The sequence below is a fragment of the Nonomuraea sp. NPDC049504 genome (genome assembly GCF_040676845.1).
In the GTDB taxonomy this organism is placed as follows: Bacteria; Actinomycetota; Actinomycetes; order Streptosporangiales; family Streptosporangiaceae; genus Nonomuraea; species Nonomuraea salmonea.
Genome location: NZ_JBFAPT010000018.1, coordinates 36,989 through 60,108, shown reverse-complemented (window position 1 = coordinate 60,108; position 23,120 = coordinate 36,989). Strand labels below are relative to the sequence as shown.

Annotated in this window: 21 protein-coding genes; 10 read left to right on the top strand and 11 right to left on the bottom strand. The window is 72.5% G+C overall.

The window, feature by feature from the left end; translation table 11 throughout:
* Window positions 1-39: 39 nt before the first annotated feature.
* From AB0K28_RS30740 to AB0K28_RS30725, 4 genes are read right to left on the bottom strand one after another with little or no spacing between them, the layout of a single operon-like run.
* On the bottom strand, window positions 40-2,637 hold the full coding sequence (locus AB0K28_RS30740) for a CHAT domain-containing protein (protein ID WP_364376967.1): 2,598 nt from the start codon (window positions 2,635-2,637) through the stop codon (window positions 40-42).
* Between the two features lie 44 nt (window positions 2,638-2,681).
* Complete coding sequence (locus AB0K28_RS30735; protein ID WP_364376965.1) at window positions 2,682-3,179, bottom strand: hypothetical protein; 498 nt, start codon at window positions 3,177-3,179, stop codon at window positions 2,682-2,684.
* Complete coding sequence (locus AB0K28_RS30730; protein ID WP_364376963.1) at window positions 3,179-3,784, bottom strand: sigma-70 family RNA polymerase sigma factor; 606 nt, start codon at window positions 3,782-3,784, stop codon at window positions 3,179-3,181. The genes AB0K28_RS30735 and AB0K28_RS30730 overlap by 1 nt, the downstream gene beginning before the upstream one ends.
* Window positions 3,784-5,391, bottom strand: a complete 1,608-nt coding sequence (locus tag AB0K28_RS30725; protein ID WP_364376961.1) for a S8/S53 family peptidase — start codon at window positions 5,389-5,391, stop codon at window positions 3,784-3,786. Before AB0K28_RS30725 ends, AB0K28_RS30730 begins: the two co-directional genes overlap by 1 nt.
* Window positions 5,392-5,555: 164 nt before the next feature.
* On the opposite strand from AB0K28_RS30725, the gene AB0K28_RS30720 reads away from it, so the two are divergent.
* The 3 genes from AB0K28_RS30720 to AB0K28_RS30710 all read left to right on the top strand — a co-directional run bounded on the left by AB0K28_RS30720 (window position 5,556) and on the right by AB0K28_RS30710 (window position 8,944).
* Window positions 5,556-6,530 carry an aldo/keto reductase gene (locus tag AB0K28_RS30720; RefSeq protein WP_364376959.1) on the top strand — a complete coding sequence of 325 codons (975 nt, stop codon included), beginning with the start codon at window positions 5,556-5,558 and terminating at the stop codon, window positions 6,528-6,530.
* A gap of 89 nt (window positions 6,531-6,619) precedes the next feature.
* Window positions 6,620-7,726: a DUF418 domain-containing protein gene (locus AB0K28_RS30715; RefSeq protein WP_364376957.1), complete on the top strand. Its 1,107-nt coding sequence runs from the start codon at window positions 6,620-6,622 to the stop codon at window positions 7,724-7,726.
* Window positions 7,727-7,852: 126 nt separating this feature from the next.
* A complete protein-coding gene (locus tag AB0K28_RS30710; RefSeq protein WP_364376955.1) occupies window positions 7,853-8,944 on the top strand; it encodes an endo-1,4-beta-xylanase in 1,092 nt (363 codons plus the stop codon).
* Between the two features lie 27 nt (window positions 8,945-8,971).
* Here AB0K28_RS30710 and AB0K28_RS30705 read toward each other — a convergent pair whose 3' ends face one another.
* The 6 genes from AB0K28_RS30705 to AB0K28_RS30680 all read right to left on the bottom strand — a co-directional run bounded on the left by AB0K28_RS30705 (window position 8,972) and on the right by AB0K28_RS30680 (window position 13,719).
* Complete coding sequence (locus tag AB0K28_RS30705) at window positions 8,972-9,514, bottom strand: hypothetical protein (protein ID WP_345410026.1); 543 nt, start codon at window positions 9,512-9,514, stop codon at window positions 8,972-8,974.
* A gap of 21 nt (window positions 9,515-9,535) precedes the next feature.
* Window positions 9,536-9,943: an Rrf2 family transcriptional regulator gene (locus tag AB0K28_RS30700; protein ID WP_364376953.1), complete on the bottom strand. Its 408-nt coding sequence runs from the start codon at window positions 9,941-9,943 to the stop codon at window positions 9,536-9,538.
* A gap of 18 nt (window positions 9,944-9,961) precedes the next feature.
* Window positions 9,962-10,903, bottom strand: a complete 942-nt coding sequence (locus AB0K28_RS30695; protein ID WP_364376951.1) for a sulfite exporter TauE/SafE family protein — start codon at window positions 10,901-10,903, stop codon at window positions 9,962-9,964.
* A gap of 106 nt (window positions 10,904-11,009) precedes the next feature.
* Complete coding sequence (locus AB0K28_RS30690) at window positions 11,010-11,396, bottom strand: hypothetical protein (protein ID WP_364376949.1); 387 nt, start codon at window positions 11,394-11,396, stop codon at window positions 11,010-11,012.
* Window positions 11,393-12,721, bottom strand: a complete 1,329-nt coding sequence (locus tag AB0K28_RS30685) for a hypothetical protein (protein ID WP_364376946.1) — start codon at window positions 12,719-12,721, stop codon at window positions 11,393-11,395. Before AB0K28_RS30685 ends, AB0K28_RS30690 begins: the two co-directional genes overlap by 4 nt.
* Entirely contained in the window at window positions 12,718-13,719 is a 1,002-nt protein-coding gene (locus AB0K28_RS30680; protein WP_364376943.1) for a hypothetical protein, read from the bottom strand. Before AB0K28_RS30680 ends, AB0K28_RS30685 begins: the two co-directional genes overlap by 4 nt.
* A 294-nt stretch (window positions 13,720-14,013) precedes the next feature.
* Here AB0K28_RS30680 and AB0K28_RS30675 point away from each other — a divergent pair, with 294 nt between their 5' ends.
* Both AB0K28_RS30675 and AB0K28_RS30670 read left to right on the top strand, forming a co-directional pair.
* A complete protein-coding gene (locus AB0K28_RS30675; RefSeq protein ID WP_345402613.1) occupies window positions 14,014-15,054 on the top strand; it encodes a PP2C family protein-serine/threonine phosphatase in 1,041 nt (346 codons plus the stop codon).
* A gap of 123 nt (window positions 15,055-15,177) precedes the next feature.
* The gene (locus AB0K28_RS30670) at window positions 15,178-15,612 is read left to right on the top strand and encodes a pyridoxamine 5'-phosphate oxidase family protein (protein ID WP_364376939.1); all 435 of its coding nucleotides are present in this window, start codon (window positions 15,178-15,180) and stop codon (window positions 15,610-15,612) included.
* Here the strand turns inward: AB0K28_RS30670 and AB0K28_RS30665 are convergent, their stop codons facing one another.
* Window positions 15,613-17,313: a GAF domain-containing protein gene (locus AB0K28_RS30665; RefSeq protein WP_364376936.1), complete on the bottom strand. Its 1,701-nt coding sequence runs from the start codon at window positions 17,311-17,313 to the stop codon at window positions 15,613-15,615.
* A 99-nt stretch (window positions 17,314-17,412) separates the two neighbouring features.
* On the opposite strand from AB0K28_RS30665, the gene AB0K28_RS30660 reads away from it, so the two are divergent.
* From AB0K28_RS30660 to AB0K28_RS30640, 5 genes are all read left to right on the top strand, one after another.
* On the top strand, window positions 17,413-18,783 hold the full coding sequence (locus tag AB0K28_RS30660; RefSeq protein WP_364376933.1) for a glutamine synthetase family protein: 1,371 nt from the start codon (window positions 17,413-17,415) through the stop codon (window positions 18,781-18,783).
* Between the two features lie 106 nt (window positions 18,784-18,889).
* Window positions 18,890-20,020, top strand: a complete 1,131-nt coding sequence (locus AB0K28_RS30655; RefSeq protein ID WP_364376930.1) for an alcohol dehydrogenase catalytic domain-containing protein — start codon at window positions 18,890-18,892, stop codon at window positions 20,018-20,020.
* Window positions 20,021-20,053: 33 nt separating this feature from the next.
* On the top strand, window positions 20,054-21,415 hold the full coding sequence (locus tag AB0K28_RS30650; protein ID WP_364376927.1) for a sugar ABC transporter substrate-binding protein: 1,362 nt from the start codon (window positions 20,054-20,056) through the stop codon (window positions 21,413-21,415).
* Window positions 21,412-22,296: a sugar ABC transporter permease gene (locus AB0K28_RS30645; RefSeq protein WP_345402595.1), complete on the top strand. Its 885-nt coding sequence runs from the start codon at window positions 21,412-21,414 to the stop codon at window positions 22,294-22,296. The genes AB0K28_RS30650 and AB0K28_RS30645 overlap by 4 nt, the downstream gene beginning before the upstream one ends.
* Entirely contained in the window at window positions 22,290-23,120 is an 831-nt protein-coding gene (locus AB0K28_RS30640; protein WP_345402592.1) for a carbohydrate ABC transporter permease, read from the top strand. Before AB0K28_RS30645 ends, AB0K28_RS30640 begins: the two co-directional genes overlap by 7 nt.

The window sequence follows — 23,120 nt, the reverse complement described above, 5'->3', positions numbered from 1 at the left end:
CAACGGGTGTCCCCGGCGTTACCGCCTTCCCGAAGATGATCAGCCGGCGCCGAAGCAGACGAAGGTGGCGGCGGGTTCGCCGAGTGAGGCGGTGGCCAGGGCGTCGGCGGGGCGCGCCCCTTCCGCGACGGCCTGGTGGTAGGCCGTCATGACGCGTTCCGCCACCTGGTCGGGCACGCGGGTGAGGCTGGAGATGACGGTGGAAGTGCCGAGGTAGAGCAGGGCGGCGGTGAACCCGAGCAACTCGTCGCCCGCCCTGACCACGGCCTGGCCGACGTCGCAGGCCGACAGCACGACGTGGCCGGGCGCCCGGCCGAGCCGCTGCAGGTCGTACGCCATGAGTGGCCCGTCGGCGAGCACGAGCCGGGAGAAGAACACGTTCTCGCGCTCGTGGTGGCCGTGGGCGGCGAAGTGGGCGATGGACGCGCCGTCGAGCGCCTCCAGCGTGGCCGTCACCGTGGCCTGCTCCCCCGTCAGGCGGCGCGCCTTGGGGTGGACGTCGCCCAGCCGCTCGACCTCGCGTTCGGCGTGCTCGAGGTCGGGCCCGGCGACCAGTACGGGCGAGCCGTCGTCGGGCGCGGCGGAGCCCCTGGCCGCCAGCCACACCAGCGCGGACGGCGCCACCGCCAGCGGCCTGCCGCGCAGGTGGGGCAGCAGCCCCCAGGGCACCGCGGACAGCCCCATGGTGGGGATCAGCACGATCCCGCGGGCGCCGTCCAGGGCCTGGCGCAGCGGCGCCGCGAGCGCGTCGCCGATGACGGCGAGCTGCCGCTGCACGGACGCCTCGATCACGGCTTTCAGCGCGGGCCGCAGGTTGCGTCCCGCCTGGGCGTTCAGGTCGCCGGCCAGCCGTCGCGCGGCCTCGGCCACCGGTTCGTACGCGGTCAGCCGGTGCAGGTGGCACCGGCCGCGTACGAGGACCAGGGCCAGCAGCCCGCCGTCCACGTTGAGCAGGCTGACCAGCGCCAGGTCGTCCTCGGCCAGCGCCGACTCCACCGCGGAGGCCGACGCGGGTGCCAGCCGTTCGCCCACGCCGGGCAACTGCCAGCCGCGCTCCCTGATCACCTGCTCCAGCTCCAGGCAGCGCCGGCGCAGCGCGGGGTCGCGGCGGCCCGCGGCCTCGTCGGCGTGCATCTGCTGGGCGAGCTGGCGCAGCTCGGCCAGCGCCTCGGCGGTCCTGCCGTCCTCGGGCGCCTGCGGCGGGCGGAACCGGAACGCCTGCGCCCTGCACCGCTCCGACCAGGCGAACACCTGCCGCGGCGGTCCGCCGTCGAGGGCCGCGCGCAGGCCGTGGCCGGCGAGGTCGGCGCCCAGGGCGGCGACGCCGGTGAGCAGGTCGAGGCTGCCCAGGCGGCCCCGGTGGGAGTGGATGAGCGCCAGCCCGTCCCGTACGCGGCGCAGCGCCAGGCCCCGCTGCCCGGACGCGCCGGCCAGCTCGGCGCCGGCGAGGTGCCGCATCAGCCGCACCTCCAGCGACACGTTCCGCCCGCTCTCGGGAAAGGCGCTGGGGGGACGCCCGCCGGCGATGAGAGCGCGAACCGCGACCAGCCTGGCCATCTCGGCGTCGTCCCGCATGCCGAGCGCGGCGAACCGCTCCGCCAGATCCCCCGCCCGCCGCGCCACCACACCAGGAGCCACCACACGGGAAGCCACCGCACCCGGGGCTACTGTGCCGGGGGCTACTGTGCCGGGGGCCGCCCCACGGGCCAGGTCGGCGCGGAGGCGCATGAGGACCGCGCGCAGTGCCCAGGCGGTGCTGCCGCGGCGGCGGAAGTAGGTCTCCGCCCGCCGGGCCCGGTCCCTGGCCTCGGCGTGGCGGCCCGCGTCGAGCGCGCACTGGGCGCGGGCCAGCTGGGCCTCGGCGTAGTCCTGCATGAGCCGCTGCCGGCGGAAGCCGTCGATGGCGCCGTCGAGGGTGCGTCCGGCCTCGTCGGTGAGGCCCACGGCGAGCAGCGCGCGGGCTCTGTCGACGGCGAGCACGGGCAGGAAGCCGGGGTTGACGTCCTGGTAGAGGCCCTCGACGCGGGCGAAGACGCGCAGCGCGGCAGGTACGTCGCCGAGCAGCAGGTCGCAGTAGCCGTCGTTGTGCAGGGCCTTGGCGGCGAGCACCCGGTGGCCGGCCGCGTGCGCGAGCTGGGCACTCCTGCGGGCGTCGTCCCTGGCCTGGCGTACCCGGCCGGCCATGAGGTGGATGACGGACCGGTTGAGCAGCACCCTGGACAGCTCGACCCGCTCGCCGGCCGCGGCGAGCAGGGGTGCGGCGACGTCCAGCTCGGCGAGCGCCTCGGCGCCGGCGCCGAGGCGCAGGTGCAGCAGGCCGCGCTGGGCGTGCACGATGGCCAGCTCGTGCGGCGGCGCCCGGCGCCGCGCGGCGTCGAGCAGCTCCATGCCGAGCCCGGTGTGCCCCTGCTCGGCCTCGGCGTGCGCGAGGCTGGTCAGCAGCCTGGCCAGCAGCCCGTCGGGCTCGGCGGGCTCGGCTCGGTCGGCTCGGTCGCCGTCCGCGTGCCCGAGCAGGGCGAGCGCGCGGCGCAGGCGGCGGCCGGCCTGGGCGGGACGCCCGTTGTCGGTCGCCTCGACGCTGAGCTTGTGCAGGTGCTCGACCTGCTCGCGGATCGCCGCGAAACCGCTGTCGCGCAAGGCCGCCTCGCGGTGGGGTCAGAGTGAGGGGTCAGGGGGATGGGTCAGAGGATGAGTGAGGGTGTCACCGCCAGTATCGTCGCCCGCGCCGGATCATCAAGCCCCTGGCGTACCACGAGTTGCGACAGACCGCGTGGCACCACGTCGAGCACGAACCTGCCCTGGTCGTCGGCCCTGACCACGTGGGCGCCGCAGCCGGTGCGCAGCTCCACCAGGTGCTCGCCGGGCGGCGCGAGCCAGCCGTCCACGCGGACGGCGTGCTCGTCGCGCGCGCTCACGCTGATCATGATGGTGAGGATCTCGCTGTCGAACGTGATCGTCCGGCTGTCCTCGCCGCCCCGCACGCCGGCGGGCAGTGCGGGCTCCTCGTGCGGCCGCAGCACGGCGAAGTCGGGCGACTCCAGGGCGAGCGCGAACTGCAGGCGTTCGACCAGGGTGGCGGGCACGGGATCGACGATGCGGTAGACGTCGGCGATCTGCCCGGCGAGCAGCTCGTCCTCGGGGGTCAGGTAGGGAGCGCCGCTCCCCTCTGCGGTGTTCATCAAGGACTCCAATCCGGATCCTTCGCGAGCAGGAGGCGCAGCTTCGCGAAGCACCGGCCGCGCGTGGGCCCGATGCTGCCCATCGGCATGTTGAGCGCGGCGGCCACCGCGTCGTAGTGGGGGCGCGGCACGAAGGCGATGATCCTGAGCAGCTCGGCGCACCTCTTGGGCAGGCTCTCGACGGCGTGCCAGAGGGCGCGCCGCCGTTCGTCGTCCACGAGCAGCTCGTCGGGGGTGAGCACGCTGTCGGGCAGGTCCTCGAAGGCGTCGTCGCCGGGCAGGTCGTCCTTGCGGGCGGCGGCGCTGACCCGCCACGCCTCGCGCCGGGTGGTGGTGACCAGCCATTCGATGAGCGCGCCCGGCACGGAGATGGCGTCGAGGTGGCGCAGCAGGGTGAGCCAGGTCGTCTGGATCACGTCCTCGGCGGCCTGGGGGCTGAGGCCCTGGTTCCTGGCGGTGTGCCAGAGCACGGGGGTCAGCTCGGCGACGATGGCGTCGAGCGCGCCCCTGTTGCCCGTACGGGCTTCGAGCAGCAGCGCGGCCAGCCGTTCGCGCCGCTGGGAGCGGGCGCCCGCCGGGCGGTCGAGTGCGCGGTCGCCGGCCATCAGATCGGGGTGATCTCCGGCCGCGCCGCCTTGTCGTTGATCATCGTGTCGATGACCGTGCGCGCCCGCTCGACGGGGTCGACGCCGACCTGCCCGAGGGTCTTGGTCAGCTCGGCGGCGATGACGCCGGCCACGATGGGCGCGGCGAACGACGTGCCGCTCCAGCCGCAGAACGGCCCCACGGCGTCGCAGTCGAGCGCGGCCCGCTCGCCGACGCTGAGCGGCGCGTTCTGGGCGCCCCTGTGGGCCGGCGGGAAGGTGCTGACGACCATCGCGCCGGGGGCCCGCCAGCGTACGGCGGGGTGGTCGTTGCTGAAGATGGCGACGGTGCCGTCGGGGTTCTTGGCGGCCACGCCGAGCATCGGCGCGAGCGGCGGCCCCGGCACGTCGGTCTCGGAGAGCGCGGCGAGGTAGAAGGGCCGGGTGGTGGCGTAGTTGCCGGCCGCGTTGACGACGGTGACGCCGCGCGCCCGCAACTGGTTGACCTTGGTGAACAGCGACTGCATGGCGGCGTCGCCGGACTCGGAGAAGCCGCCGAAGGAGCAGCAGAGCACGTCCACGGGCTGCCCGTCGTCCATGAGGTCGAGGAGGCGGTCGAGCGCGGCGTGCAGGGCCTCGCCGGGGACGACGCCGTCGCTGTGCATGACCTTGTAGCTGAGGACGCGGGCGTCGGGCGCGGTCTGCGCGATGATCCCGGCGAGCATGAGGCCGTGCCCGGTGTGCGAGTTGAGGGTGCCGATGAGCGGGTTGGGCACCTGGCCGAGGTCCTCGTAGCCCTCCAGCCTGGCGATGTCGCGGCCGGCGTAGGCGGGGTGGGTGTCCTCGATCTGCTGCTGCCCGTCGGGATCGACGGTGAGGAACGCGTCGGGGTCGGTGACGGGCCTGAACCACGGGTGGGTGGCGACGCCGGTGTCGAGGATGACGACGGTGATCCTGGGGCCGCCCAGCTCTTCGAGGGTGCGGCGGCGGGGCGGCCCGGCGACCACGGTCAGCGGGATGCGCCCGTATCCGGGGCCGCCTCCCGTGCCGGGCTGCTCGGTGACGGCGTGGCCGCTGGTGGCGGGCTCGCCGCCGAGGTCGAGCGAGCCGATCCCGCTGGTGGCCGAGCCGACGAACAGGTGGTCGAGGGAGATCTGGTCCAGCTGCGAACGGAGGGCGGCGGCCGCCGGCTCGGCGTAGGACGGGTCGGCCAGGGCCCTGCGCACGGCGCGCAGCGCGGGCCAGGCGTCGGCCTTGACGTCGCGGGCACCGTCGGCGATCTCCAGGACGGCGGGCAGCCAGACGGTCCGGTCGCCGAAGTCCCTGTCGCGGGCGCGGTCGACGCTCTCCGCCGACAGCTTCAGCCCCACGGTGGACAGGGCCTCGTCGATCCGGTCGGTCGCCTCGCGGACGGCGAGGAGCTGCCCGGGGACGAGCAGCACGTCCGCGCGGTAGACCGTGGAGTCGGGGCGGGCCTCGCCCGGGTCGAGGCCGACGGCCCACGGGTCGAGGACCTTGGCTCCGTGCCGGTCCAGCAGCTCGCGGGGCAGCGTGATGCCCTGCCAGGCCGGCCCGAACGGCTCACCCTGGCCGTGTCTGGCCGGTTCCGGGATGTGGTCGATGGTCATGGCGCCTCCGTTCTCGCCTCTGTGGCGTACGAGAGCGGATCGCGCCCCGCGATACCCCGCCGCCGGTAACGGAAGCGTCACGATCCACCGCGCGGCGGCGCGAGCGGAGGTGCTTAACTGGGACGCGTAAAACGTTTCACCCCCTTTATTGCGGAAGGTCACCCGTGGACTACGAACGCCAGCCGTACAGAAGGTGCGGCCGCAGCGGTCTGCTCCTCCCCGCCGTCTCGCTGGGCCTGTGGCACAACTTCGGCGAGGGCAAGCCACTCGACAGCCAGCGCGCCATCCTGCACAAGGCGCTCGACCTCGGCATCACCCACTTCGACATCGCCGACCGCTACGGCCCGCCCATCGGCGCCGCCGAGTCCGCGTTCGGCCGGATCTTCCCCCGGTCGCTGCGCGACGAGGTCGTGGTCACCACCAAGGGCAGCAACCCCATGTGGGACGGCCCGTACGGGAAGGGCAACTCCCGCAAGCACCTGCTGGCCACGCTGGACCGCTCGCTGGACCGCCTCGGCCTCGACCACGTGGACATCTTCTACCTGCACCGCGACGACGAGGAGACGCCGCTGGAGGAGCAGGTGGCCACGCTGGACCACATGGTCCGCACCGGCCGCGTGCTCTATGTCGGCGTGTCCAACTTCTCGCCGGAGCGCACCGCCGAGGCGGCCGGGCTGCTGCGCGGGCTCGGCACCCCGCTGCTGGTGCACCAGCCGTCGTACTCGCTGCTCAACAGGGGCATCGAGGACGCGCTGCTCGGCGTGCTGGAGGAGGAGGGCGTGGGCTGCGTGGTGTACTCGCCGCTGGCCCAGGGCCTGCTCACCGACCGCTACCTCGACGGCATCCCGGCCGACTCGCGGGCGGCCGAGGGCCGGTTCCTGACGGCGGACCGGGTGACGCCCGAGGTGCTGGCGTTCGTACGGGCGCTGTCGAAGCTGGCCGACGCGCGCGGGCAGACGGTGGCGCAGCTCGCGCTGGCCTGGGCGCTGCGCGACCCGCGGATCACCTCGGTGCTCGTCGGCGCCTCCAGCCCCGAGCAGCTCGAGGCGAACGTGGCGGCGGTGGACCGGCTCGACTTCACCGCCGACGAGCTGGCCACCATCGACCAGGCCGCCAAGGAGGCCGGCGTCTCCTCCTGAGCGGACGACCGGGTACATCGATCGATGTACCCGGTATTTCGCCCCTCGGGACGACGGCCTGGCCCCGCGAGGCCAGCACAGTGGAGTGTGTGACGCGACGCATCGACGCACTCGACGTGCTGCGCGGGGTGGCCATCATGGGCACGCTCGGCACGAACATCTGGCTCTTCACCGCGCCGGAGGGTCCGCTGGGGTTCCTGCGGCCCGAGACCGGCGCGGTGGAGACCTTCCTGCGCTTCCTGGCGAACGGCAAGTTCCTCGGGCTGCTCACGCTGCTGTTCGGGGTGGGTCTTGAGCTGCAGTACCGCAGCGCCGCCCGCAGAGGGACGCCCTGGCCCGGGCGGTACCTGTGGCGGGCGGCGCTGCTGTTCTGCGAGGGCGTCCTGCACTACGTGCTGGTCTTCGAGTTCGACGTGCTCATGGGGTACGCGCTGACCTCGATGGTGGTGGCTTACCTGATCGGGCGGAGCGAGCGGGCGGTGACCGCGTGGATGGTCGCGGCGGGGGCCGTGCACCTGGCCATCGTCGCGGTGGTCACCGCGGCGCTGGCCCTGGCTCCGCCGGTGTCGGGCGGGGTGCCGCCACGCGACTGGCTCGGCCAGGTGCGGATGCGGCTGGACAACGTCGCGGTCTTCCGCGCCGAGCTGGTGATCATCGTGCCGCTGGGGATCGTGCTGTTCCTGCTCGGGGCCCGGCTGATGCGCGCGGGCGCGTTCGAGGAGCGCGGGGCTGCGCTGCGGTTGCGGCTGATGGCCGTGGGGCTCGGCCTCGGCGTGCCGCTGAACCTGGCCACGTCCTACGCGGGCCCGAGCTGGTTCATGGTGGATCGGTACGTCGCCGCGCCGCTGGTCGCCCTGGGCCTGCTGGCGCTGGTCACGCACGTCGCGCTGGGCATGAAGGGGGCGCCGGGCGTCGTACGGCGGGGCCTGACCGGGGTGGGGCGCACGGCGCTGTCCTGTTACGTGTTCCAGAACCTGGCCGCGAGCGTGCTCTGCTACGACTGGGGCCTGGGGCTGGCCGGACGGTTGGACGGGCTGCGGCCCTGGTGGGTGCCCGCGGCGTGGGCGGTGATCTGCCTGTCGTTCATGGTGCTGGCGTCGTGGTGGCTGCGCAGGTTCGACCGGGGGCCGCTGGAGCTGGCCTGGCAGTGGGCGTATCAGGCGCCGTGGCGGGGGCGGGAGCGCGTTCGCGCGTGAAACCGGGTGTTGACGGGGTCTTCCCCAGCGCTTAACGTTCCGGCAGTCGGTGAAATTATCGACATAGTTCCGAAACTTTCGGAAACAGCCCTGGCACCCCTGCTCCGGCATTCGGAGGTTCGTTCGGTGAAACCCTTGATCCTCGCCTTGGCGCTCGTGCTCGCCGTACCCGCGAGTCCGGCGAGCGCGCACCCCGGCCCCGGGCACCATCCGCGTCCTGCCAAGGACCTGCGCCAGCTCTCCCAGCAGCTGCACATCAAGATCGGCTCAGCGGTCGACATCGCCTCGCTGCGTGACGAGCCCATGTACCGCAAGACCCTGAACCGCGAGTTCAACCACGTCACCGCCGAGAACGCGATGAAATGGGAGTCCGTCGAGCCGGAGCGGGGCGTCTACACCTGGGACGACGCCGACGCGCTCGTCGAGAACGCGCGCCGCAACCACCAGCAGATCCGCGGCCACACACTGCTCTGGCACAACCAGCTGCCCGCCTGGCTGACCAGCGGCGTCGAGGACGGCTCCATCGACGCGACCGAGCTGCGCGAGATCCTGCGCGACCACATCACCACCCAGGTACGCCGCTACAAGGGCAAGATCCGCGCCTGGGACGTGGTCAACGAGGTCGTGGAGGAGGACGGCTCGATGCGGCAGAGCATCTGGCTGACCCACCTCGGCCCCGGCTACATCGCGGACGCCTTCCGCTGGGCCCACAAGGCCGACCCGCACGCCAAGCTGTTCATCAACGACTACAACCTCGAGTGGAACGCCCCCAAGATCGAGACCACCCTGAACATCGTCAAGGACCTCAAGGCCGAGCGGGTGCCGATCCACGGTATCGGCTTCCAGGGCCACCTCGGCATCCAGTACGACTACCCCGGCGACTGGGCGAACGTCATGCAACGCTTCGCCGACCTCGGGCTCGAGGTCGCGGTCACCGAGCTGGACGTCCGCATGGTGCTGCCGGTCACCCCGGAGAAGCTCGCCACCCAGGCCGACTATTACCGGCGCGCGCTCACCGACTGCCTCAGCGTCCGCGCCTGCCGCGAACTGACCGTCTGGGGCTTCACCGACCTGCACTCGTGGGTGCCCGGCTGGTTCGACGGCGAGGGCGCCGCGACGCTGATGGACGAGAACTACGCGCCAAAACCCGCATACAAAGCCCTGCTGTCAGTGAAGGGCCGCAAGCAGCCCCACGACCGCACCCACCACTGTCCTTGAGGACGAAAGAGGGGGCGTTGCTGTCGGTCAAGGGTCGGAAGTGATGCCTTCGTCGAGGCGCTGCAGGAGGCCGTAGACGAAACGGGCCCGGTGTGTTCGCCCGCCGGACGGGAAGTCGACCGTCCAGTGGTGCGGCGCCGGGCCCTCCAGTTGTACGGCCCCGGGCATCGCGGCGAGGTCGGCCACCACGCACGTCCAGGGCGCGAGGTCGGACGGGGCGGGGCCCGAGGGGCGGACGAACCACTGGTTCCACAGCTCGCCGCCGGGCCCGAGCAGCGCCTCGTACATCAGGCCCGGCCACGACGGGAGCGGCCAGCGCAGGACGTCGCAGGTGAGGCTGCCGGCGGGCCTGCTCCCCCGGTGGGGCGCAGGCCCCAGCGCCATCCGCAGCGCCGCGGCCCCCTTGGGCGCCCTGGGCGCGTGGGCCAGCCGGGTCCAGTGCGCGTGCGCCGCGCGTACCTCGGCCCGCGAGGCGCCCATGTCCCGTAGCGCCTCCTCGACCCGCCCCGGGTTGAGGTCGCGCATGCGATGCATCAGGGCCAGCTCGAACTCCCGCACTCCGAAACGCACACCCCCACCCTGCCACGGGGCTCAGCCAGGTTCGGCGGGCGCGTCGTGGTCGTCGCCCGCGGCGACCACGTCGGCCAGGGTGATCTCGCTCAGCAGCGCGTTCTCGTGGCTGCGCAGGCGGTCCCAGATGGCGGCCAGCGGGGCCGCGGCGCGGGGGAAGGGCCTGGCGTCCGGCTCGGCGCCCTCGGTGACGCGGATGACGTCGGCGAGGGCGATCTCCCCCGGCGGCCGGGCCAGCCAGTAGCCCCCGTCCGGGCCGCGCTGGCTACGGAGCAGCCCGGCCCGGCGGAGCTGGTGCAGGATGTTGTCACAGAACCGGCGCGGGATCTCCTGGGTGGCGGCGATGCGTTCGGCGTGCACCGGACGGTCGGCCGTGGCCAGGGCGAGCATGGCGCCGAGGGCGTACTGCGTTCGGGCGGAGATTCTCATGCGAGGTGTGGGCGGGCCTCAGGCCGAGGCCGTCTCCTCCTCTTCCGCGCCGCGCTCCCGCAGCCCGCTCTCCACCGCCTCGACGGACTCGTTGGCCTTGTCGCGGCGGTATTCGCGCACCGAGTACGCGATCGCGCCCGCCCACAGCAGCGCGATGACGATGTAGGCGACCGTCTGGACCCCGCTGGAGGCGTCGATCCAGTCGCTGCGCAGCAGCGTGCGGACGTTGGTCAGGATGATGACGCCGCCGACGGCCGAGCCGAGGATGCGCGGCGGGATGTGGCGGACCAGCCAGGCCGCGATCGGCGCGGCGATGACGCCGCCGAGCAGCAGGACGGCCACCCAGGAGAAGTCGATGTTCTCGGAGCCGATGCCGACGAAGAAGCCGACGCTGGCGGCGATGGCGACGAGGAACTCGCTGGCGTCGATGGAGCCGATCACCTTGCGGGGGGCCAGGCGGCCGCTGGCCAGGATGGCGGGCGTGCCCACGGGGCCCCAGCCACCGCCGCCGGTGGCGTCGACGAACCCGGCCACCAGGCCGAGCGGGGCGAGGAACCGCCTGCGCAGCGGCTTGCCCAGGTTCCCGCGCGGCAGGCCGAACGCGGTGAAGCGGATGAGGATGTAGACGCCGAGCGACAGCAGGATGATGGACATCACCGGGGCGGCGATCTCGGTGGACAGGCTCGACAGGAACGTCGCGCCGGCGAACGCGCCGACGGCGCCGGGGATGCCGATCTTGGCGACGACCTTCCAGTCGACGTTCCCGAAGCGCCAGTGGGAGATGCCGGAGGCCAGTGTGGTGCCGATCTCGGCGAGGTGGACGGTGGCGGACGCGGCCGCCGCGTTGGTGCCGACGGCCAGCAGCAGCGTGGTCGACGTGACGCCGTATGCCATGCCGAGGCTGCCGTCGACGAGCTGGGCCGCGAGGCCGACCAGCCCGAGCAGGATGAGCGCTCGCACGATCTCCCTCTCCCTACCATTCCTACTATAGAAGTAGGAATAATACTTTAGACCGGACGCCCATCTGTCAACCCCCCATCCAGGCAAAGCCCAGGGGCGAACCAGGTTATTCGGTGATCAGGGCTCTGACCGTGAGGTCTTCCGTGCCGGACGGGCCGTCCAGGCGGACGGTCAGCTCCCAGCCGCCGGTCATCGTGAACAGGTCGCCCTCGGCGGTGAAGTGGCCGGGGTTCCTCTCGGTGGCGGTCAGCTCGGGCGTGGCGTGTCCCATGTCGGTCATCACCGCCGAGACGTGCACCGCGTCGGCGTCTCCGCGCTCCACCACGACCTCCACCGTGCCGCGGCCCGGGGACGGGTCGTCGATGACGACGGTGGCGGCGTAATGGGCGCCGGTGGTGGTCACGCGGACCGGCTGGGCCGACGCGCTCCTGCCCGCCACGAAGAGCGCCACCGCGACGGCCACCAGGACGGCGGCGATCAGCATGCGCCTCATCGGCCGCTCCCCTTCGCCTCGGCTTCCGTCACGTCGACGGTGAAGGGGGCGGTGACGATGCGGTCGGAGACGGCGTACTGGGCCCAGGCGAGGTAGCGGCCGGGCTCCGGGAAGCTGAAGGTGAAGCGCAGCCGGGGACCCGGGGTGCCCATCTCGTGGATGTGGCCGAGGAAGGAGCCGTCCTGGTTGCGGACGATCAGGTGACCCGTCATGCCGAGCCACGGCCGTACGCCGGCGGGGGCGGTCAGCTCGATCGTGGCCGGGCGCCCCGCGACGGGGACCGCCGGGCGCAGCACCGGCGCCGCCACCGCGTCCGGGCTCGTGGTGGTCACCACTCCCCCTGTGCCGATCTCTCCTGTGCCGATCTTTCCTGGGCCGATCTCGAAGGACGTGGTGGCGAGCTGGCCGCCGGAGTCCTCGCGTTCCAGCTCGGCGTGGGCGAGGTAACGGCCGGGACGGTCGGCCCGCAGACGGACCTCCAGACGGCCGGGAGCGGTGCGCAAGGGGTGGACGTGACGGAAGAACCGCCCGTCCTCGGAGGTGACGATCACGTGGGCGAGCGCCTCGTGATGGACGACGAGGTCGTCCACGGGCCGCCCGGTGGAGCCGTCCACGAGGTCGATGCGGAGCGTGAACTCCTCCCCCGTCCCGGGCCGCGCCGGCTCCGTGGCGACCCTGGCCTGCACGTACGGCCGCCCGCCGGCGGTCGTGACGGCGCTCGTGACGGCGCTCGTGACGGCGGGCGCCGCACCGTCCGGCGGGGCGGGCGGCAGCTGCGGCTCGAACACGATCACCATGGCCGCCACCGTCACCCCGGCGGCGGAGACGGCGGCCAGCCCCATCGCCGGGCCTGGCCGGGTCAGCGCCCCGGTGAGCAGGCCACCCACCAGCAGCAGCGCGGCCACGAACAACCCGCCGTAGATGAGGAAGTCACCCGGGGAGCCGCGCTCGACGAGCACGCGGAACGGCAGCACGGCGACCTCGTCCCCCGCGCTCAGCTTCAGCTCGTGCGGCCCGGTGCGCTCGACCCGCAGCGCGGTGTACGCCGGGTCGGCGGCGGCACGGGCGGTACCGGTGACCGTACGGCCGTCCTCGACCGAGCGGACCTCAAGGGCGATGGACGGCCCGGCGACCGGCTCGTACGCGATGACCCCGATCCGCAGCGGCCCCGGCACCCGGGACGCCCCCTTGATCACCACCGTGACCTCGGCCCCCGCGATGGTCTGCGCGAACCGCAGGTCCGCGCCCGCCGTGACGTTGTGTGCGGCGGCGGGCGCGGCCATCGCCAGCACCAGGAGGGCGGCCAGGCACAGCGCTCGGATCATGCCCGCGCTGGGCGGGCGTCGGGCAGGAACAGCGCGCCGAGCGCCAGCCCGACGAGCCCGGCGACGATCGGCGCGCCGGTCCACAGCTCGGCCACGAGCGGCAGGCCCCCGGCGGCGACCGAGGCGGAGGCGATGTAGAGCGACCAGGTGGCGAACGCCGAGAGCCCGGCGAAGGCCCAGTAGGCGCCGCGCCGTTCGGCCGACGGGCGCAGCCGGCTCATCAGCACGTCGCCGACGAGGCCGCCGGCCACGATGGAGAGCAGGACGGGCACGTTCTCGAACTCGGTCTGGGCGCCTGGCATGAGGACGACGATGGCGTACATGATCGTGATGGCGCCGAACGGCAGCCGCCAGCGCCGGGCGAGCAGCAGCACGGGGGCGAGCAGGATGACGTTGCTGACCACGATGGCGGCGGCCAGGCCGCCGGCGCCGGAGTTCTCGACGGCGGAGAACGCCTCCACGATGGACGTGGGGCGCCATTGCATGGCGTCGGCGTACGACAGGAAGAGCGAGACCAGCGTGGCGGCGAACGCGAGCCCGATCAGCGCGGGCAGCAGGCGGCCGAGCGTGGGGCTCGCGCCGATGTCGGGGGCGTTCCAGGCGGAACGCAGCGGAGTGGTGATGATGAGCAACATCGTGACGATCAGCCCGAGATGTGATGGGCTGAAGAGAATGTCGATGTTCGTCTCGATGCCGAGAATGGTGTGCCACATCATGTCGGCGAATCCGAACGCGGCGAACGCGGGTATCGCGAGCAGCCCGGCGAGATATCCGGCCGGCACGGCGGCCAGCCCCTGACGCCCGGCGCGCACGTTGCGCCACACCTGCCAGATGATCCAGCCCGCCACCACCGCGAATCCGGTGTAGAACACCGCGTGCCACGGCGTGAAGAACGTCTCCAGCTCGGACAGGTTGGTGTGGGCCCACGCGTCGATCATCAGCCCGACGCCGAACCAGACGCCGAACAGGGCTGTGATCAGGTCGGTCCGCGGGGACACCCACGATCGCGGCTCACCTGAATCCACCAGTAATCGCCGAATGCCGGCGTCGGCCATGGCCACCTTGCGGCTCCTTTCTCCCCCCAAGAATCTAGCGTCCTTTTCCGAAATGGCGCGCCCCGATATTCGGGCGCGATTCCCACACAGGGTGCTGTGATGAACACGTAACAGAATGAATTGCTGGGATAAATGGCCATCTGTGGTGGTTCTCCGGTGAGCCCCGCTTGAGAACCGCCCGCGCCCTGCGCGATGCTGGTACGTCAGCAGCGATCCATGGTCGATGTCGGGGGTGGGATGAGCTCTCTGCGGGTCCTGCGCTGGCTGCCCTTCGTCGTCATGGCGGGCGTCGCGGTGATGGACATGCTGGCCGGCCGTTCCCTGGTCTTCCTGCCGCTGCTCACCCTCGGGCCGGCGTTCGCCTCGGTGTCCGGCGGCGTGCGCCGCACCGCCTTCGTGGGCGCGGTCGCGCTGGGCATCTGCGTGCCCATGGCGATCTACAACGACCTGCTGTTCACCTGGGAGAACAATCTCACCGTCATCGGCATCGCGGGCGTGACGGGCGCGAGCATGCTGGCCGCCGGCCTGCGGTTGCAGCGTGAGCGCGAGCTGGCCAGCGTCCGGCAGGTGGCGGAGGCGGCACAGCGGGTGCTGCTGCGGCCGGTGCCGCGGCGGGCCGGGGATCTGCGGGTGGGGCTGTCCTACACGTCCGCGGCGGCCGAGGCGCGCATCGGCGGCGACCTGTACGAGGTGGTCACCACCCCGCAGGGCGTCCGGCTGCTGATCGGCGACGTCCAGGGCAAGGGCCTCGCGGCGGTCGAGACGGCGGCGTGGGTGCTCGGCGCCTTCCGCGAGGCGGCCTACGACGAGACCGACCTCGCCGACATCGGCGAGCGCCTGGAGGCGAGCCTGGCCCGCCATCTCGGCAGCGAGCAGTTCGTCACGGCCATCATCGCCGAGATCCACGACACCGAGGTGTCGCTGGTGAACTTCGGTCATCCGCCGCCGCTGCTCATCCACGCCGACGGCGGCATCGCCACCGCCGAGCCGCCCGAGCAGGGGCTGCCGCTCGGGCTCGGCGTCTTCGACGCCTCGCAGACCAAGGCGCACCGGGTGCCGTTCCACCGGGGCGACCGCATCCTGTTCTTCACCGACGGCGTCATCGAGGCCAGGAACGCGGCGGGCGAGTTCTACCCGCTGGAGGAGCGGGCGGGGCTGCTGCGGCGCGAGGACCCTCAGGTGGCGCTCGACGCCCTGCGCGCCGACCTGGTGTCACACACGGGCGGCCCCCTCCTGGACGACGCCGCCATGCTCCTCCTCCACCGCCCCGGCCACTGACCTCATGAGCGGAGCGGACGCCGGTGCTCGCGTCCGCGATGCGCGGTGAGATGACCTCCTCCCGCAGCGGAAAGGGACTTTCGTCCCTACCTGTGCGAGCGGCGGAAAAGGCAGGCTGGCGGGATGACGTACCAGGAAGACGAGCGGCGCCTGCGCGAGCTGCCCGTGTCGGAGGCGATGCGGCTGCTGGCGGGGGTGCCGTACGGCCGCATCGTCTTCACCCGCCACGCCCTGCCGGCGGTCAGGCCGGTGAACCACGTGGTGCTGGACGGCGGCATCGTCATCAGGTCGAGCCCCGGCATGGTCGTCGGCGACCAGGCGACGGAGGCGGTGGTGGCGTACGAGGCCGACGAGCTGGACAGTGACGAGCGGCTCGGCTGGAGCGTCATCGTGACGGGGGTGGCGACGACGGTGGCCGACCCCGGGGAGGCGGCCAGGCTCAAGGACCTGGTACGCCCGTGGGTGACGGGCGAGATGGACCAGGTGATCCGCATCCAGCCGGAGATCGTCACCGGGTTCGTGCTGGTGCCGGCGCAGGCGGTGTGCGGTCCTGCCTGATCAGCCGTCGAGGGGGACGTGCCAGGCCAGCCGGGTGCCGCCCTCGGCCGGCGTCTCCAGCTCGGCCGCCCCGCCCAGCCGGGCCGCGCGTTCCTCGATGTTGCGCAGGCCGCTGCGGCGCCCGCTGTCGCCCAGGCCGACGCCGTCGTCGGCGACGACGAGGGTGAGCCGCCCGTCCGCGACCTCGGCCCGCACCTCCGCCCGTTTGGCGTGGGAGTGGCGTACGACGTTGGACAGGGCCTCGCGCAGCACGGCGAGCAGGTGCTCGGCGACGGGCTCCGGCACGAGCGTGTCGAGCTGGCCCTCCATGCGCAGGCCGGGCGTGAAGCCCAGGTGGGCGCCCGCGCCCTCGACCAGGCCGACGATGCGGGCGCGCAGGCCCGGCGCGGCGTCCTCGCGCGGCCCCTGGAGGGCGAAGATGGACGAGCGGATCTGCCTGATGGTCTCGTCCAGCTCGTCGATGGCGTGCTGCAGCCGCTTGGCCGCCTCGGGCCTGTCGACCAGGCGGACGGTGCTCATCAGCGTCATCGCGGTCGCGAACAACCGCTGGATGACCACGTCGTGCAGGTCCTTCGCGATGCGGTCGCGGTCTTCGAGCAGCCCGAGGCGCTCGGCGTCGCGGCGCACCTCGGCGAGCTCCAGCGCGATCGCGGCCTGCCCGGCGAACGACTCCAGCATGCGCTGGTCGGCGTCGCTGAACGGCAGCCGCCCGCTCCGCTTGGCCAGCGTCAGCACGCCGCGTACGCGGGGGCTACCAAGGGGGATGAACAGCCCCGGCCCGTGGCCGACCCGCCGGGCGTCGGCGGCCGTGTCGGACGCCTCGCGCAGGTCGCGCTCGGCGCGCGGCTCGCCCCGGGTGAACACCTCGCCGGCCGCCGTGCCGGACATCGCGTACGTGTTGCCCAGCAGGTCCTCGGCCCTGTCGCCCTCGGCCACCTCGACGGTCAGCGTGGTGCCCGCCGGGTCGGGCAGCATGACCAGCACCACGTCGGCGTCGCACATCTCGCGGGCGCGGGCGGCCATGGTGGTCAGCACCACCCGGGTGCCGGCGCCGGACAGCAGACTGGTGGTCACCTCGGCGGACGCCTGCAGCCAGGTCTCGCGGCGGCGCGACTCCTCGTACAGGCGGGCGTTCTCGACGGCCACGCCGGCGGCGCTGGCCAGCGCGATCACCACGGCCTCGTCGTCCTCGTCGAACTCGCCGCCGCCGCGCTTCTCGGTGAGGTAGAGGTTGCCGAACACCTCGTCGCGCACCCGCACCGGGACGCCGAGGAAACTGCCCATGGGCGGGTGGCCGGGCGGGAAGCCGTAGGACTCGGGGTGATCGGAGATGCGGGCCAGGCGCAGCGGCCTGGCGTCCTTGATGAGCAGGCCGAGCAGGCCGAGGCCGTGCGGCCAGTGCTCGATGCGGGCGATCTCCTCCTCGCTCAGCCCGACCGGGATGAACTGGATGAGCGTGTGGTCCTCGCCCACCACGCCGAGCGCCCCGTAACCGGCGTCGACCAGCTTCGTGGCGGTCTCGACGATGCGGCGCAGCACGGTCTCGAGGTCGAGGTCGCTGCCCACGGACACCACGGCGTCGAGCAGCGCGTGCACCCGGTCGCGGGTGGCCAGCACGGCGTTCAGCCTGGTCTGCAGCTCCGCCAGCAGCTCGTCGAGCCGCATGTGCGGCAGCACCGGACGATGCTCGCTCTCCGACATACGGCCAGTGTCGCACCAGGGGCCGTCGGGGGTGACCAGGTGACCCCCGCAGACAGTAGAGTGATCGGGCAATAACTCAGGGTCACGAGGGGGCGTCCGATGCTGGACCAAGCCATCGCCGGTGCGGCACAGGACGAAGCGGGCGGTCTCGGCCCACTCGGCGTCGCCGGGGTCACGATCGTGTGGGCCGACAACAACGGCATCCCGCGCTCCCGAACGGTCCCCGCCGCCGCGTTCGACGCCGTGGCCGAGCGCGGGGTGGGGGTGACGCCGCTGTTCGCGGTGTTCGACTCCCACGACGGCATCTGCTTCGGCCACGCGCCCTTGGGCACCCCTTCCGGCGACATCCGGCTGGTGCCGGTGGCCGGCCGGATGGTCCGGCTGGCGGGGCAGCCGGGTTTCGCCTGGGTGCCGGGGCGGCAGGTGGCGGCCGACGGGTCGCCGTGGCCGTACGACCAGCGTGGCGCGCTGGAGCGGCAGGTCGAGCGGGCGGCGGCGCTGGGCCTTGAGTTCCTGGCCGGTTACGAGATCGAGTTCCACCTCAGCAGGGCCGACGACGGCGAGGGCCGCCCGGTCTACGACGGCCCCTCCTACGGCCCGGCCAAGCTGCTGGCCGTCGACGGCTTCGCCGAGCAACTGCTGCGCGACCTGCAGGGCAACGGCGTGCCCATCGGCCAGTTCCACGGCGAATACGGCCCGGGCCAGTTCGAGCTCTCTCTGGCGCCCGCCGACCCGGTGACGGCGGCCGACCGTCAGCTGCTGGCCCGCCAGACCATCCACGCGGCGGCCAGGGCGCACGGGCTGCGGGCGAGCTTCGCTCCCCTGGTCACGCCAGGGCAGGTCGGCAACGGCTGGCACCTGCACACCTCGGTCTCGCGGGCCGGGGTCAACCTGCTGTCGGGTGGCGACGGCCCGGCCGGGACGACCGCCGAGGGGGCGGCCTACCTCGCGGGCCTGCTGCGCGACCTGCACGCCGTGGTGGCGGTCACCGCGCCCAGCCTGTCGTCGCTGCAGCGGCTGCGCCCCGGCTACTGGTGCGGCGCGTACGCGTTCTGGGGCGTGGAGAACCGCGAGGCGGCGCTCCGCCTGGTCCCCACGACCCCGCTGCTGGGCCCTGGCCACGCGAACGTCGAGCTCAAGCCGTCCGACGCCGCCGCCAACCCCTACCTGGCGCTGGCCGCGGTGATCGCCGCCGGCCTCGGCGGCATCGAGGATGCGCTGACGCCGCCCGCCCCCGTGCAGGAGAACCCGGGCGAGTGGAGCGAGGCCCGCCGCGCCGAGCACGGCATCCGCCGCCTGCCCTCCACGGTGGAGCAGCAGCTGGGCGCCCTGCTGGGCAACGGGCGCATCCGCGCGGCGCTGGGCGAGGAGCTGACGGACGCCTTCCGGGTGGTGCGCCTGTCGGACGCGGCGCGGGCCGCCGATCTCGACCCTGACGAGGTGATCCGGCGCTACCGCTGGCTCTACTGACCGGGCGACCTGGGCAGGAAACATTCCGGTAACGGGACTTGACCCGCCAAAACCGGACAAACTAGCGTCCACTGCATTCTATAGAATCCAGAATGCGGAGGCGGGGATGACCGAGACGGCGCGTGCGGCGATCGTCACGAGCGTCGCCGGCGAGGTCGAGATCCGCGGGTACGACCTGCCCCGGCCGGGCCCCGGCGAGTTCCTGCTGGAGGTCGAGCTGTGCGGGATGTGCGGCACCGACGCCCACATCTACCGCGGCCGGCTGGCGAGCGTACGCTTCCCTGCGTTGCTCGGCCACGAGATCGTGGGCCGGCTGGCGGCGCTCGGCGAGGGCGTCACCGCCGACCACGCGGGCCGGCCGGTGCGCGTGGGCGACCGGGTCGGCGTCTTCCCCGCTCTGAGCTGCGGCCGGTGCTACGAGTGCACGGTCCGCAGACGGCCGGGGAGTTGCCCTGACCGGCGCCCCTCCTACGGCTTCGCCTCCCCCGCCGACCGGCCGCCCTACCTGACCGGCGGCTTCGCCACCCACCTGTACGCCTCCAACGCCGGCACCGTCTTCTACCGCACCGACCTGCCCCCGGCCACGGCCGTGCTGCAGGAGCCGCTGTCGGTGGCGCTGCACGGCCTGGAGCGGGCGGGCGTCCGCGTCGGCTCCACGGTGGTCGTCCAGGGCGTCGGCGCGATCGGGCTGATGGCGGTGGTGGCGGCCAGGGCCGCCGGAGCGGCGCGGATCGTCGCCGTGGGCGGCCCTGACGCCCGGCTGGAGCTGGCGTCGGCGCTCGGCGCGGACGCGACCGTGGACCTGCGGCACGACGACCCCGCCGGACGCAGGACCGCCGTGCTCGACGCGCTCGAAGACCCCCGGGGCGCGGACGCGGTGATCGGCACGGCCGGGTCGCCGCAGGCGTTCATGGAGGCGGTCGGGCTGGTGGCCGACGGCGGCGTGCTGGCCGAGCTGGGCAACTTCACCGACCGCGGCGCCGTCGCCTTCAACCCGTACACCGACCTGCTGAAGCGGGACATCACGATCGCCGGCGTCTATGGCGCGGGCCCCGACATGCAGCGCCGCTACCACGCCGCACTGACCGTGCTGGAGCGGGGCGGCCTGCCGTACGAGCGGCTGGTCAGCCACCGCGTGCCGCTGTCGGGGGTCAGGCGCGCCCTGGAGGCGCTGGACGGCGGCTACACCCTCGACGGCGCCGACGTCGTGAAGCTGGCGATCGACCCCGCTCTGTAACTCCCCTCAATCCCCCTGAAGGAGCAGTTCCCCATGCCCAGAAACTTCCGGCTGGCCGCGGCGGTGTCCGCGATGGGACTGGCGCTGGCCGCCTGCGGCTCGGCGGCCGAGGAGGTCCCGGCCGACGGCGGCGGTCTCGGCACCGCGGGCAGCCCGGTCTCGATCCGGGTCATCGCCAACGACGCGTTCGCCAAGCAGTGGCAGGACCAGCTCGTCCCCGAGTTCACCAAGAAGTATCCGAACATCAAGGTCACCGTGGACGGCGTGCCGTACAACGACCAGCTCGCCAAGACGATGCTGGAGCTGACCGGGACGACCGCCACGTACGACGCGGTGCTCGCCGACGACAACTGGCTGCCGCAGCTCGCCAAGACCGGCGCGCTGTACGACCTCAAGGGCCCCGAGCTGGCCAAGTGGAACGACCCCGGCTACGACTGGGCCGACTTCGACGCGACGCCGCTGGCGGCCGGGCAGTGGGACGGCAAGCAGTACGCGGTGCCGGTCCGGTCGAACCTGCTGCTCATGTTCTACAACAAGAGCCTCTACAAGAAGGCGGGGGTGAAGGAGCCGACCCAGGAGACGACCTGGGAGCAGTACTTCGCCGACGCCAAGAAGCTGGTGCAGGACACCGACGGCGACGGCAAGACCGACTCGTGGGCGGTGGGCACGTACTTCACCAAGGACCCGCTGACGCCGACCATCTGGCAGACCGTGCTCAACTCCAACGGCGGCCGGCTGCTGGACGAGAACACGAAGGTGGCCTTCAACGACGCCAACGGCGTCAAGGCGCTGCAGACGCAGGTGGACATGCTGAAGTACGCGCCGCCCGGGGCGAGCACGTACCAGTTCAACGAGCCGCTGGAGGCGTTCCGCCAGGGCAAGACGGCCACCATGTTCATGTGGGGCAGCGTCTACAAGGGCACCGCGGTCGACAAGGACACCACGACGCTGACCCCTGACGAGGTCGGCATCACCACGATGCCGGCCGGCACGGCGGGTCCCGGCGCGCATCGCGGCATCTGGTCGGCGGGCATCTCGAAGCGGTCGGAGCACCCGGCCGCCGCCTGGACGTGGCTGCAGTGGGTCACCTCCAAGGAGGGTGAGAAGTTCACCGCCAAGGCGTTCGGCACCTTCCCCGCGCGTACCTCGACGCTGGACGGCACCCCGCCCGACGCCTGGGCGAAGCCGGTCTACAAGGCGCTCAAGGACGGCTACAAGGTCGTCAGCGAGAACGAGATGTGGCGGCCCCGCCTGCCCGAGTCGGACGCCGTGCAGCAGGTGCTGGCGCTGCAGACCAGCCGCGCCATGTCCGGCCAGGCCACCGCGCAGCAGGCGATCGAGCAGGCCGCCAAGGAGATCACCGAGCTGCTGAAGTCCAAGGGCTACCCGCAGTGAGGCGTCTGAGGCTGGGAGAGCCCGGCACCGCCTGGCTCTTCCTGACCCCGGCCCTGGTGCTGCTGGCCGGCATGCTGCTCTACCCGATCATCTACACGGTCTGGGTGAGCATGTCGGACTTCGACCTGGCCACGTTCCAGCCGTCGGGCTGGGTGGGCCTGCGCAACTACACGGCCGTGCTGAACGACCCCGGTTTCCTGGAGTCGTTCAAGGTCACCGGGATCTACCTGGTGGTCGCGCTGCCGCTGCAGATGGTGCTCGGGTTCGCGATCGCGTTCCTGCTCAACGTGGAGTGGCGGGGCCGCGGCGTGCTGCGCGCGCTGTTCCTGATCCCGATGGTGGTCGCGCCGGTCGTGGCGGGCGGCGTGTGGCGGATGCTGCTCGACCCGCTGTGGGGCGTGGTCAACTACCTGCTCGGCCTCGTCGGCGTCGGCCCGGTCGAGTGGATCGGCGACCCGGTGCTCGCCATGGTGAGCGTGATCGTCATCGACACGTGGCGCTGGACGCCGTTCGTCGTGCTGATCGCCGCGGCCGGCATCATGGCGCTGCCCGGCGAGGTGTACGAGGCCGCGCGGGTGGACGGCGCGGGCCGCCGGCAGACGCTGCGCCGCGTCACGCTGCCGCTGCTGGTGCCGGTGATGGCGGCGGCGTTCATCGTGCGCTGGCTGGGCGCGGTGAAGATGTTCGACATCGCGCTGGCCGCGACCAAGGGCGGGCCGGGCAACGCCACGAACGTGCTCAACCTCTACATCTACGAGAAGGGCTTCCGCAGCCTCGAGTTCGGCTCGGCCTCCTCGATGGCCACGATCGTGCTGGTGATCACCATGCTCCTGACCTTCGTCCTGTTCCGCGTGAGCAACCGCCTGGAGAACCGATGGTGAGGTCGCGGGCGGGCCGCTACGCGGCGATCGCCGGAGCCTGCCTGGTGACGCTGCTGTTCCTGCTGCCCGTGCTCTACATGGTGAACGTCTCGTTCAAGCTGCCCAAGGACATCTTCACGGTCCCGCCGCGCTGGCTGAGCGAGCTGACGTTCGACAACTACACCAGCTACTTCGAGCAGGCCCGCATCCTGCCGCGCATGATCAACACGGTGATCGTGGCGGCCGGCGCCTCGATCATCTCGATGGTGGCCGGCTCCATGGCCGGCTACGCGCTGTCGCGGATGAAGATGCGCGGCGCGGGCGTGGTCGGCGGGCTGATCCTGGCCTCCCGGGCGGTGCCGCCGATCGCGCTGGTGGTGCCGTTGTTCCTGGTGGCGCGCAAGCTGGGGCTGACCGACCAGTACATCACCGTGATCCTGGCCTACGTCACCTTCCTGGTGCCGTACGTGGTGTGGCTGATGCGGGCGTTCTTCCGCAGCCTGCCGCCCGAGCTGGAGGAGGCGGCGATGCTCGACGGCTGCACCAGGTTCGGGGCGTTCTTCCGGATCATCGTGCCGACCAGCCTGACTGGGCTGATCTCGACGTTGATCTTCTGCATCATCCTGGCCTGGGAAGAGCTGCTGTTCGCGCTGATCCTGACCAACGACAAGGCCGTCACCATCCCGGTCGCGATCGCGGGCATCGCCGCGGACACCGAGAAGGGCGGCCTGTGGGGGCCGCTGGCGGCGGTCGGCGTGCTCACCGTGCTGCCCGTGGTGATCTTCGCGCTGGCCGTGCAGAAGTATCTGATCAAGGGTCTCGCCGACGGCGCGACCAAGGGGTGA